This window comes from Streptomyces sp. G45 (assembly GCF_049542095.1).
Taxonomy (GTDB): Bacteria; Actinomycetota; Actinomycetes; order Streptomycetales; family Streptomycetaceae; genus Streptomyces.
The window spans coordinates 6,879,113-6,891,795 of sequence record NZ_JBMUZU010000001.1; the positions used below are offsets into that span (position 1 = coordinate 6,879,113).

Here is a 12,683-nt window from a genome sequence, read left to right on the forward strand (position 1 = left end):
GGGCCCCGACGGGGGTCCACGGGAAGGGCAGGCTCGCCTTACATCCGTGTGTTTTCGCAGGTAAGTACGGCCTTCCTTGCTGGCGGGAGCGGTTTTTCGGGCGTACTTTCGAAGGCGTTCAGGGAGTTCACTGACGCCACACGGGCGTCGTACGACAAGGGGGCATCGGCCAGTCATGGCGATCATCGAGACCGAGGCGACGCTGCACGAGGCGCACCGCGACAACCACACCCACCGTGATGTCACCGGTGGCTGGCTGCGCCCGGCCGTCTTCGGCGCCATGGACGGCCTGGTGTCCAACCTGGCCCTGATGACAGGCGTCGCGGGCGGCGCCGTCTCGCAGCAGACGATCGTCGTCACGGGCCTCGCCGGGCTCGCCGCGGGCGCCTTCTCCATGGCCGCGGGGGAGTACACCTCGGTGGCCTCGCAGCGCGAGCTGGTGCAGGCCGAACTGGACGTGGAGCGCCGGGAGTTGCGCAAGCACCCCAAGGACGAGGAGCGGGAGCTGGCCGCGCTCTACGTGGCGCGCGGCGTCGAGCCGGACCTGGCCCGCGAGGTCGCCCGGCAGCTGTCGGCCGACCCCGAGCAGGCCCTGGAGATCCACGCCCGTGAGGAGCTGGGCATCGACCCGGGCGACCTGCCCTCGCCGACCGTCGCCGCCGTCTCGTCCTTCGGCTCGTTCGCGCTCGGCGCGCTGCTGCCGGTCCTTCCGTATCTGCTGGGGGCCAGCGCCCTGTGGCCCGCGGTGCTGCTGGCGCTGGTGGGGCTGTTCGCGTGCGGCGCGGTCGTCGCGAAGGTGACCGCGCGCTCCTGGTGGTTCAGCGGTCTCCGGCAGCTCGCCCTGGGCGGGGCGGCGGCGGGTGTGACGTACGCCCTGGGCGCTCTGTTCGGCACGGCCGTAGGATGAGCGGCCGCAGGTGTATGCAGGATCCTGCATAAGTAGCCGTTTCCGGGCTGTTTCGATTCGCGGGCCGATGGGCATGAGCCGTAAGCGCTGCGGGCAATGAGGCCCGTGACGCGACGGGCCCACGGCCACCGATCTGTCCGCTTCGGCCCCCTCTTCCGCCGCTCGCCACCCCCGGAGCGTGTCCAAATGCTGGAATGATGGTTCCGCTTTTCGAGAAGCGACCCATCATGTAACCTGCACGAAATTTCGCCAGGGCCAACGTCGTCCCTCGCCGCCCGCGCCTCCAGAGCCTGGGAGGTGCCTCACCACGACGACGACGGGAGTGCCGATGCGCATCGACGCCTGGTCGCCCATGGACGGTCGCCCCGCCCCGCAGGGCATGTACGACCCCCGGAACGAGCACGACGCCTGCGGCGTCGGGTTCGTGGCCACCCTCACCGGTGAGGCGAGCCATGAGCTCGTCGAGCAGGCGCTGACCGTACTGCGCAACCTGGAGCACCGAGGTGCCACCGGCTCCGAGCCCGACTCCGGTGACGGCGCCGGAATCCTGCTCCAGGTGCCGGACGCGTTCCTGCGCGAGGCCGCCGGATTCGAGCTGCCCGCGCCCGGCGCCTACGCCGTCGGCATCGCCTTCCTGCCCACCACCGGCACCGACGAGACCGTCTCACGCATCGAGACGATCGCCGCCGAGGAGGGCCTGACCGTCCTCGGCTGGCGCGAGGTCCCCGTCGCCCCGACGCTGCTCGGCGCCACCGCCCGCTCCACCATGCCGGTCTTCCGGCAGCTGTTCGTCACCGACGGCGCCAGCACCGGGCTCGACCTGGACCGCAAGGCGTTCGCGCTGCGCAAGCGCGCCGAGCGCGAGGCCGCCACGTACTTCCCGTCCCTGTCGGCCCGCACCATCGTCTACAAGGGCATGCTGACCACCGGCCAGCTGGAGCCCTTCTTCCCGGACCTGTCCGACCGCCGCTTCGCCACGGCCATCGCGCTCGTCCACTCGCGCTTCTCCACGAACACCTTCCCGAGCTGGCCGCTCGCCCACCCGTACCGCTTCGTCGCCCACAACGGCGAGATCAACACGGTCAAGGGCAACCGCAACTGGATGCGCGCCCGCGAGTCGCAGCTCGTCTCCGACCTGTTCGGCCCCCAGGAGAAGCTGGAGCGGATCTTCCCGGTCTGCACGCCGGACGCCTCCGACTCGGCCTCCTTCGACGAGGTCCTCGAACTCCTCCACCTCGGCGGCCGCTCCCTGCCGCACTCCGTGCTCATGATGATCCCGGAGGCCTGGGAGAACCACGCTTCCATGGACCCGGCCCAGCGCGCCTTCTACCAGTACCACTCAACGATGATGGAGCCCTGGGACGGCCCCGCCTGCGTCACCTTCACCGACGGCACCCAGGTCGGCGCCGTCCTCGACCGCAACGGCCTGCGCCCCGGCCGCTACTGGGTCACCGACGACGGCCTCGTCGTCCTCGGCTCCGAGGTCGGCGTCCTCGACATCGACCCCGCCAAGGTCGTCCGCAAGGGCCGCCTCCAGCCCGGCCGGATGTTCCTCGTCGACACCGCCGAGCACCGCATCGTCGAGGACGACGAGATCAAGGCGCGGCTCGCCGCCGAGCAGCCGTACGAGGAGTGGCTCCAGGCCGGGATCATCGAGCTGGGCGACCTGCCCGAGCGCGAGCACATCGTGCACACCCACGCCTCCGTCACCCGCCGCCAGCAGACCTTCGGCTACACCGAGGAAGAGCTGCGCGTGCTGCTCGCCCCGATGGCCAAGTCCGGCGCCGAGCCCATCGGCTCCATGGGCACGGACACGCCGATCGCGGCCCTCTCCGAGCGCCCCCGGCTGATCTTCGACTACTTCACGCAGCTGTTCGCGCAGGTCACCAACCCGCCGCTGGACGCCATCCGCGAGGAGCTGGTCACCTCCCTGCACTCCTCGCTCGGCCCCCAGGGCAACCTCCTGGAGCCGACCGCCGCGTCCTGCCGCAGCGTCACCCTGCCGTTCCCGGTGATCGACAACGACGAGCTGGCCAAGCTCATCCACATCAACGCCGACGGCGACATGCCCGGCATGAAGGCCGCCACCCTCTCCGGCCTGTACCGGGTGCACGGCGGCGGCGACGCCCTGGCCGCCCGCATCGAGGAGATCTGCGCCGAGGCCGACGCCGCCATCGAGGCCGGGGCCCGCCTGATCGTCCTCTCCGACCGGCACTCCGACGCCGAGCACGCCCCGATCCCGTCGCTGCTGCTCACCGCGGCCGTCCACCACCACCTCATCCGCACCAAGCAGCGCACCCAGGTGGGCCTGCTCGTCGAGGCGGGCGACGTGCGCGAGGTCCACCACGTGGCGCTGCTCATCGGCTTCGGCGCCGCGGCCGTCAACCCGTACCTGGCGATGGAGTCCGTCGAGGACCTGGTGCGCGCGGGCACCTTCCTGCCGGGCATCGAGCCCGAGCAGGCCATCCGCAACCTGATCCGCGCCCTCGGCAAGGGCGTCCTGAAGGTCATGTCCAAGATGGGCATCTCCACCGTCGCCTCCTACCGCGGCGCCCAGGTCTTCGAGGCCGTCGGCCTGGAGGAGTCCTTCGTCGAGAAGTACTTCAACGGCACCACCTCCAAGATCGGCGGCGTCGGCATCGACGTCATCGCCCAGGAGGTCGCCGCCCGCCACGCCAAGGCCTACCCGGCCTCCGGGATCGCGCCCGCGCACCGCGCCCTGGACATCGGCGGCGAGTACCAGTGGCGCCGCGAGGGCGAGCCGCACCTGTTCGACCCCGAGACGGTCTTCCGGCTCCAGCACTCCACCCGCAACCGCCGCTACGACATCTTCAAGCAGTACACGGACCGCGTGAACGAGCAGTCCGAGCGCCTGATGACGCTGCGCGGACTGTTCGCCATCAAGAGCGACCGGCAGCCGATCCCCCTCGACGAGGTCGAGCCGGTCTCCGAGATCGTCAAGCGCTTCTCCACCGGCGCCATGTCGTACGGCTCCATCTCCAAGGAGGCGCACGAGACGCTCGCCATCGCCATGAACCAGCTCGGCGGCAAGTCCAACACCGGCGAGGGCGGCGAGGACCCCGAGCGCCTGTACGACCCGGCCCGCCGCTCCTCGATCAAGCAGGTCGCGTCCGGCCGCTTCGGCGTGACCAGCGAGTACCTCGTCAACGCCGACGACATCCAGATCAAGATGGCCCAGGGCGCCAAGCCCGGTGAGGGCGGCCAGCTCCCCGGCCACAAGGTCTACCCGTGGGTCGCCAAGACCCGGCACTCCACGCCCGGCGTCGGCCTGATCTCCCCGCCGCCGCACCACGACATCTACTCCATCGAGGACCTCGCCCAGCTCATCCACGACCTGAAGAACGCCAACCCCGCCGCCCGCATCCACGTGAAGCTGGTCTCCGAGGTCGGCGTCGGCACGGTCGCCGCGGGCGTGTCCAAGGCACACGCGGACGTCGTCCTCATCTCCGGCCACGACGGCGGCACCGGCGCATCCCCGCTCACCTCGCTCAAGCACGCGGGCGGCCCCTGGGAGCTGGGCCTCGCCGAGACCCAGCAGACGCTGCTGCTCAACGGCCTGCGCGACCGCATCGTCGTGCAGACCGACGGCCAGCTGAAGACCGGCCGCGACGTGGTGATCGCCGCGCTGCTCGGCGCCGAGGAGTTCGGCTTCGCCACCGCGCCCCTCGTCGTCTCCGGCTGCGTCATGATGCGCGTCTGCCACCTGGACACCTGCCCGGTCGGCATCGCCACGCAGAACCCGGCGCTGCGCGAGCGCTTCAGCGGCAAGGCCGAGTTCGTCGTGAACTTCTTCGAGTTCATCGCCGAGGAGGTCCGCGAACTCCTCGCCGAGCTGGGCTTCCGCTCCATCGAGGAGGCCGTCGGCCACGCCGAGCTGCTGGACACCACCCGCGCCGTCGACCACTGGAAGGCGCAGGGCCTCGACCTGGAGCCGCTGTTCCACGTCCCGGACCTGCCCGAGGGCGCCGTCCGCCACCAGCTGGTCGCCCAGGACCACGCCCTGGAGAAGGCCCTCGACAACGAGCTGATCAGGCTCGCCGCCGACGCGCTCGCCGCGACCTCCCAGGACGAGGCCCAGCCGGTCCGCGCGCAGGTCGCCATCCGCAACATCAACCGCACGGTCGGCACCATGCTCGGCCACGAGGTGACCAAGAAGTTCGGCGGCGCGGGCCTGCCCGACGACACCATCGACATCACCTTCACCGGCTCCGCGGGCCAGTCCTTCGGCGCGTTCGTGCCGCGCGGCATCACGCTGCGCCTGGAGGGCGACGCCAACGACTACGTCGGCAAGGGCCTGTCCGGCGGCCGGATCATCGTCCGCCCGGACCGCGGCGCCGACCACCTCGCCGAGTACTCCACCATCGCGGGCAACACCATCGCGTACGGCGCCACCGGCGGCGAGCTGTTCCTGCGCGGCCGCACCGGTGAGCGGTTCTGCGTGCGCAACTCCGGGGCGCTGGTGGTCTCCGAGGGCGTGGGTGACCACGGCTGCGAGTACATGACCGGCGGCCACGCCGTCGTCCTCGGCGAGACCGGCCGCAACTTCGCGGCGGGCATGTCCGGCGGCGTCGCGTACGTCATCGACCTCGACCGGGACCGCGTCAACGCCGGGAACCTGGGGGCCATCGAGGCCCTGGACGACGCGGACGAGCGGTGGCTGCACGACGTGGTGCGCCGCCACCAGGAGGAGACGGGCTCCACCGTCGCCGAGAAGCTGCTCGCCGACTGGGACACCGCCGTCACCCGCTTCAGCAAGATCATCCCCAGTACGTACAAGGCAGTGCTCGCCGCCAAGGACGCCGCCGAGCGAGCCGGACTCACCGAGTCCGAGATCACCGAGAAGATGATGGAGGCGGCGACCCATGGCTGACCCGAAGGGCTTTCTGAACCACGGCCGCGAGGTCGCCGCGACCCGCCCGGTGGCCGAGCGCGTCCAGGACTGGAACGAGGTCTACGTCCCCGGCTCCCTGCTGCCGATCATCTCGAAGCAGGCCAGCCGCTGCATGGACTGCGGCATCCCCTTCTGCCACAACGGCTGCCCGCTGGGGAACCTCATCCCCGAGTGGAACGACTACGCCTACCGCGAGGACTGGACGGCCGCCTCCGAGCGGCTGCACGCCACGAACAACTTCCCGGAGTTCACCGGCCGCCTGTGCCCCGCCCCGTGCGAGGCCGCCTGCGTCCTCGGCATCAACCAGCCCGCCGTCACGATCAAGAACGTCGAGGTCTCCATCATCGACAAGGCCTGGGAGACCGGTGACGTGGCCCCGCAGGCCCCCGAACGGCTCTCCGGCAAGACCGTCGCCGTCATCGGCTCGGGCCCGGCGGGCCTGGCCGCCGCCCAGCAGCTCACCCGCGCCGGGCACACCGTCGCCGTGTACGAGCGCGCCGACCGCGTCGGCGGCCTGCTGCGCTACGGCATCCCCGAGTTCAAGATGGAGAAGCGGCACATCAACCGCCGCATCGAGCAGATGCGCGCGGAGGGCACCAAGTTCCGCACCGGCGTGGAGGTCGGCCGCGACATCGACGCGGCGAAGCTGCGCAAGCGGTACGACGCCGTGGTCATCGCCGCCGGTGCCACCACCGCCCGTGACCTGCCCGTCCCCGGCCGTGAGCTGAAGGGCGTCTACCAGGCCATGGAGTACCTGCCGCTGGCCAACAAGGTCCAGGAGGGCGACTACGTCACCGCGCCCGTCACCGCCGAGGGCAAGCACGTCGTCGTGATCGGCGGCGGCGACACCGGCGCGGACTGCGTGGGCACCGCCCACCGCCAGGGCGCGGCCTCCGTCACCCAGCTGGAGATCATGCCCCGGCCGGGCGAGGAGCGGGCGCCGCACCAGCCCTGGCCGACGTTCCCCATGCTGTACAAGGTGACCTCCGCCCACGAGGAGGGCGGCGAGCGCGTCTACTCCGTCTCCACCACCCACTTCGAGGGCGACGAGGACGGCAACGTGCAGTGGCTGCACCTGGTCGAGGTCGAGTTCGTCGACGGCAAGCTCACCCAGAAGCCGGGCACCGAGCGGCGCATCCCGGCGCAGCTCGTCACCCTCGCGATGGGCTTCACCGGCACGGACCGGGAGAACGGCCTGGTGGACCAGTTCGGGCTCGACCTGGACGCGCGGGGTAACATCGCCCGGGACGGTGAGTTCCAGACGAACGTGCCGGGGGTGTTCGTCGCCGGTGACGCGGGCCGCGGCCAGTCCCTGATCGTCTGGGCGATCGCCGAGGGCCGGTCCGCCGCGCGCGGCGTCGACCGCTACCTCACGGGGGCGAGCGACCTCCCCGCCCCCATCCGTCCCACGGACCGTGCCCTCACGGTCTGACCCGACTGTCCCGTACAACGGCGTACGGAACTGAGCGCGACGCCTGCCGAGTCCCCGACCGGACTCTTCGGCAGGCGTCGCGTGTTTGTACCGTCGGCTGACGCACCCACCCGCGCTGGCGAAGCCGCCAGTCACGGGTGGGCGGGTGGGAGAAGAAACCCCCCACCGGCCCGCGGGTGTAGGACAAACGGGTGGGCCCGCAGCCCCAATCCACCGCGGCAGCGGCGGCGCCGAAACCCGCCAAACCCCAGTGGTAGCGCCCCACGCAACGGTGATTACGGTTCGGCCGCGTATCCGAAAGGGTCTAGACCGCCAACACCCTGCGTGAGCAGAATCGCTCCCACCATTAGAACCTGAAGGGGGCCGACATGAACCGACATGTCATCGCGGCGGGTTGTATCGCCCTGACGCTCGGTCTCACCGCAACGGCGTGCGGCGGCGACGACGGCGACGACAACGGCGAGGGCGGCAAGCTCAACGGCAAGGGCAAGACCCTCACCGTATGGATCATGGAGGGTACCAACCCTGACCCCAGGCCCTTCTTCAAGGAGGTCGGCGCGGCCTTCGAGAAGAAGACCGGCGCCAAGATCAAGGTCGAGTACCAGCAGTGGGCCACGGCCCAGAAGAAGTTCACCACGGCCATCGAGGGCGGCGCGGAGCAGGTCCCGGACGTCGCCGAGGTCGGCACGACCTGGGTGCCGCAGTTCGCCGAGACCGAGGCGCTGGTCGACGTCACCGACGACGTGAAGAAGTCGGGGCTCAGCAACGACCTGGTCGAGGGCCTGAAGGACGCCGGAACGCTCGACGGCAAGCAGTACGGCATGCCGTGGTACGCGGGCGTCCGCTCCATCGTCTACCGCAAGGACGTCTTCGAGAAGCACAACCTGAAGCCGCCGACGACCTGGAAGGAGCTCCAGGAGACGGCGAAGACGCTGAAGGAGAAGGAACCGAAGCTGGTTCCCTTCCCGGTGGCGGGCGGCGCGGAGATGTTCGCCACCGCCTTCGTCTGGGGCGGCGGCGGTCAGCTCGCCGTGCAGGACGGCGACAAGTGGAAGTCCGGCATCAACTCGCCCGAGGCCGTGAAGGGCCTGAAGTTCTACACGGACCTCGCGACGAAAGACAAGGTCTCCCCGGCCAAGGTCAACACCTGGACGGAGAAGGAGGTCGGCGACGCCTGGAACAAGGGCGAGATCGCGATGTCGATCGGCGGCAACTGGACCCCGAAGGCCATCGTCGAGGGCAACCCGAAGCTGAAGGGCAAGCTCGGCGTCGTACCCATCCCGGGCGAGAAGGGCGGCATGAGCAAGTCCTTCGTCGGCGGCTCCTACCTGTCGGTGTTCGACACGGACAAGAAGGAGCTGGGCTGGGAGCTGGTGAAGCTCATGACGACCGGTGAGTTCGCCGCCAAGTGGGCCAAGCAGACCAACTACTTCCCGGGCCAGAACTCCGAGCTGAAGAAGATCGAGCAGCAGAAGGACCCGCTGGTCGAGCCGTTCGCGAAGCAGATGATCGAGGCCGGTGCCACCGTGCCGAAGACCAAGTCGTACGGCGAGATCCAGGCCTCCAAGGTCATCCCCCGCATGGTCCAGTCGGTCCTGACCGGCAAGTCGTCCGTCCAGGAGGCCGCGGACCAGGCGGCGAAGGACATGGACGCGATCTTCGCCAAGGACGAGTAGCGGCGCGCCGTGGCACCCAAGGGGAAGTGCGAAAGCACCACATGTAAGGCAAGTAACGACAAGTAACAGGGACGAGTCACTGCTGTGAAAGACACGCTCGTCAGCGGCGAGCCGAAGGCCACCATCCCTTCGGCCCGCGGCTCCCGCCCCGCCGACGGCGGGGCGGAGGCCGCCCGGCGCCGCAAGAAGCTGATCACCGTCACCCGGCCGTGGCTGCTGCTCGCGCCCTCGCTCATCGTGCTCGCGGGCCTGCTCCTGTGGCCGCTGATCCAGGTCGGGAAGCTCTCGCTCCAGGACTACAAGGTCAAGTTCGGCGGCGGCGAGGCCACGTTCACCGGGTTCGACCACTACAAGGACCTGCTCTCCAGCGATCTGCTGTGGAAGACCGTCATGCCGAACACGGTCTTCTTCGCGGTCGCCTGCGTCGGGCTGACCGTCGCGCTCGGCACGGCCGTCGCACTGCTGCTCAACCGCCTCGGCCCCGTCTGGCGCATGATCTGCTCCGTGTCGATCCTGAGCGCCTGGGCGATGCCCGCGGTCACCGGGACGTACGTCTGGATCTGGCTGTTCTCGCCGGGGGACGGCATGTTCAGCCAGCTCGCGGACTCCCTCGGGCTGATCGACGCGGAGACCACCAACTGGTTCACCGAGCGGCTGCCGTTCTACATCATCGCGACCATCAACGTCGTCCACCACGGCTTCCCGTTCGTCGCGATCACCGTCTTCGCGGGTCTCCTCACCATCCCGAAGGAGCTGTACGAGGCCGGGATGATCGACGGCGCCAACGCCTGGCAGCGGTTCTGGAAGATCACCGTGCCCACCATCAAGCCGGTCTTCCTGGTGGTGACGATCCTGTCCACCATCTGGGACTTCAAGGTCTTCACCCAGGTGTTCCTGATGCCGGGCGGCAGCGGCGACAACCCCGACGTCTACAACCTCGGCGTCTACTCGTACATCGAGGCGTTCGCCAAGAACGACTACGGCACGGGCGCGGCGGCCGCGGTGCTGCTCACGCTGCTGCTCCTGGTCATCACCATCATTTACATCCGTACGCTGTTCCGGCAGGGGGAGGAGGACCTGTGACGACCCCCACCAAGGTCTCGGCGGCCGTGCCCGCCGCGGGCGGGACCCGTCGCCGCACCGGTCTCGCCGCACGCGTCGGCCTGCCGGTCGCGGTCGTGGCGCTGCTGGTCTTCACGCTGTTCCCGGTCTACTGGATGGTCTCCACGGCGCTCGATCCGAAGGCGCTCACGCGCGGCTCGGACCTGCTGCCGAGCGGAGTGAGCTTCGAGCACTTCGACTTCGTCTTCGACCGGGGCAACTTCGACCAGTATCTGCTGAACTCGGCGATCGTGGGCCTCGCCACGATCGTCGCGGCGGCGCTGCTGTCGCTGTTCGCGGCGATCGCGGTGGCCCGCTTCCGCTTCAAGTTCCGCACCTCCGTGCTGATCATGGTGTTGATCGTGCAGATGGTGCCGCTGGAGGCGCTGGTCATCCCGCTGTTCATCCAGATGCGGGACTACGAGATGCTCAACTCGCTGCTCGGTCTGTCGATCGTGTACATCGCGCTCTCGCTGCCGTTCGCGATCTGGACGCTGCGCGGCTTCGTCGCGGCGGTGCCCAAGGAGGTCGAGGAGGCGGCGTACATCGACGGCGCGTCCTGGTTCCGGATGTTCTGGTCGGTGCTGCTGCCGCTGGTCGGTCCCGGTCTCGTGGCCACCTCGATCTTCGCCTTCATCACGGCGTGGAACGAGTTCGTGTTCGCGTACACCTTCATGAAGGGCAGCGACAAGTACACGGCGGCCGTGGGCATCTTCCAGTTCTTCGGTGAGAACACCACCTCGTGGGGGCCGGTCATGGCCAGCTCCACGCTGGTCACCGTGCCAGTGATGATCTTCTTCGTGCTCGTCCACCGCAGGCTGGGCTCCGGGCTCGCGGCGGGAGCCGTCAAGGGCTGAGCCGGTCTCCCGAACGCCAGGCGGGGGCGGTGCGCTGGGTCGCGCCGCCCCCGCTCGGCGTTCCGTGCGGGCCGGGACCGGGGGAAGATGGGGGCGTGATCAGTTTGCGGAAGGTCGAGGAGACGGCGCCGGGGCTCGTGAGCCTGTACAAGACGGCGGGGGCCTCGGTCCGGGGGCACGGCCTCGACGGCGAGCGCCTCGCCGTCTACCTGGTGCTCGACTACTCGGGGTCGATGCGCCCGTACTACGACGACGGCACCGTCCAGGCCCTGGCCGACCGCGTCCTTGGCCTGTCCGCGCACTTGGACGACGACGGCACCGTACCGACGGTGTTCTTCTCCACGGACGTGGACGCGGTCACGGACATCGAACTCGCCCGCCACGAGGGCCGGATCGAGCGGATCGTCGCCGGGCTCGGGCACATGGGCCGGACCAACTACCACCTGGCGATGGACGCCGTCATCGACCACTACCTGGACAGCGGCACGAAGGCCCCCGCCCTGGTGGTGTTCCAGACCGACGGCGGGCCGCTCAGCAGGGCCGCCGCCGAGCGCTATCTGTGCAAGGCGGCGCGGCTGCCGCTGTTCTGGCAGTTCGTCGGGTTCGGCGACCCGGACAGCAAGCAGTTCGACTACCTGCGGCGCCTGGACGAGCTGGCGGTGCCCGCCCGGCGGCCCGTCGACAACGCCGGGTTCTTCCCCGTCGGCGAGAAGCCGCGCGCGGTGCCGGACGACGTCCTGTACGACCGGCTGGTGCGGGAGCTGCCGCAGTGGCTGAAGGCGGCGCGGGACCTCGGCATCGTCCCGCCGCGCCCCACCTGACCGGCCCGCACCACGGGGCGGCGGCCCCGGCCCCGACGTACCCCGCTAGGTGTCGCAGTCGAGGACCGACCGGCACAGGCCGCACCGCGCCCGCACCCGGCCCCGGGCGGGCAGCCTGATGCGCTGGTGGCAGGTCGGGCAGGGGAAGGAGACGCGCAGCGGGCCCGAGGCGTCGGGGCGGGAGAAGGAGTACGGGCCGGTGGGGTCCGGCGCGGCGCCGTGGTCGAGGGCGTGGCGCCGGTCCTTGGCGTAGCGGCGGCGGCCCGCCCAGCCCGCCGCCGTCAGCGGCGGCTGCCGCTGGTCGTGCCGGGCCCGCGCCAGCCCCTTGGTGTACGCCGTGTACGCCTGCGGACTGGTGAACCAGGTCTCCGGCGCCTCCCCGAAGGCCAGGGCGCGCTTGGCGAGCACGTACCCGAACTCCTCCGGCGTCAGATAGCCGAGCTTCTGCGAGGAGGCGCCGTCCTCGCGGTAGGCGTCCAGGAGCAGCCAGCCCGCGCCCAGGTAGGTCGTCGCGGTGTCCGTGAGGATCTCGTTGTCGCGGGTGCCGGGGAAGGCCAGGTCCAGGCGGTGCAGATAGACGTGCATCACCTCGTGCGCGAGGGCCGCGCCGATGTCCCTGCGGTGGCTGCGGAAGCGGTCGTTCAGCTCGATGAAGTACTCGGGGCCCGCCGCCAGTTCGACGAACGCCGCGTGCCGCATCTCGCGGAACGACACGATCATGCGGGCGTCCGGCAGGCGCAGGTGGCGCACCATCTCGCGGGCCACCCGCTGGGCGCCCAGGTGCAGGTCGTCGGTGTCGCAGAAGGCGACGTCGGCGGGCGCCACGCTGGTGTCGAAGGAGTGCACCGTGTCGTACGACAGGCGGCGGTACAGCGCCGTGATCGCCGCGCGCACCGTCTCCAGATGCGGATAGCCGTGCTCCACCGGGCCGTCGTCCGGCACGCCGCCACCCCCTGAGCCACGGCGGGAACCGTGCG

At 70.2% G+C, this 12,683-nt stretch carries 8 protein-coding genes; 7 read left to right on the top strand and 1 reads right to left on the bottom strand.

Annotated features, from left to right (window positions below; translation table 11 throughout):
• Positions 1 to 175 precede the first annotated feature (175 nt).
• From ACOBQU_RS29105 to ACOBQU_RS29135, 7 genes are all read left to right on the top strand, one after another.
• Positions 176 to 907: a VIT1/CCC1 transporter family protein gene (locus ACOBQU_RS29105; protein ID WP_423631028.1), complete on the top strand. Its 732-nt coding sequence runs from the start codon at positions 176 to 178 to the stop codon at positions 905 to 907.
• A gap of 379 nt (positions 908 to 1,286) precedes the next feature.
• The gene (gene gltB / locus ACOBQU_RS29110) at positions 1,287 to 5,798 is read left to right on the top strand and encodes a glutamate synthase large subunit (RefSeq protein WP_423634778.1); all 4,512 of its coding nucleotides are present in this window, start codon (positions 1,287 to 1,289) and stop codon (positions 5,796 to 5,798) included.
• Entirely contained in the window at positions 5,791 to 7,251 is a 1,461-nt protein-coding gene (locus ACOBQU_RS29115) for a glutamate synthase subunit beta (RefSeq protein ID WP_423631030.1), read from the top strand. The genes gltB and ACOBQU_RS29115 overlap by 8 nt, the downstream gene beginning before the upstream one ends.
• A gap of 368 nt (positions 7,252 to 7,619) precedes the next feature.
• Positions 7,620 to 8,927, top strand: coding sequence for a sugar ABC transporter substrate-binding protein (locus tag ACOBQU_RS29120; RefSeq protein ID WP_423631032.1), 1,308 nt, complete (start codon positions 7,620 to 7,622; stop codon positions 8,925 to 8,927).
• Between the two features lie 84 nt (positions 8,928 to 9,011).
• The gene (locus ACOBQU_RS29125) at positions 9,012 to 10,010 is read left to right on the top strand and encodes a carbohydrate ABC transporter permease (protein ID WP_423631034.1); all 999 of its coding nucleotides are present in this window, start codon (positions 9,012 to 9,014) and stop codon (positions 10,008 to 10,010) included.
• 26 nt (positions 10,011 to 10,036) lie between these two features.
• The gene (locus ACOBQU_RS29130) at positions 10,037 to 10,885 is read left to right on the top strand and encodes a carbohydrate ABC transporter permease (RefSeq protein ID WP_423634780.1); all 849 of its coding nucleotides are present in this window, start codon (positions 10,037 to 10,039) and stop codon (positions 10,883 to 10,885) included.
• Positions 10,886 to 10,980: 95 nt separating this feature from the next.
• Positions 10,981 to 11,706: a VWA domain-containing protein gene (locus ACOBQU_RS29135; RefSeq protein ID WP_423631036.1), complete on the top strand. Its 726-nt coding sequence runs from the start codon at positions 10,981 to 10,983 to the stop codon at positions 11,704 to 11,706.
• A gap of 45 nt (positions 11,707 to 11,751) precedes the next feature.
• Here the strand turns inward: ACOBQU_RS29135 and ACOBQU_RS29140 are convergent, their stop codons facing one another.
• Positions 11,752 to 12,648, bottom strand: coding sequence for a hypothetical protein (locus ACOBQU_RS29140; protein WP_423631037.1), 897 nt, complete (start codon positions 12,646 to 12,648; stop codon positions 11,752 to 11,754).
• Positions 12,649 to 12,683 lie beyond the last annotated feature (35 nt).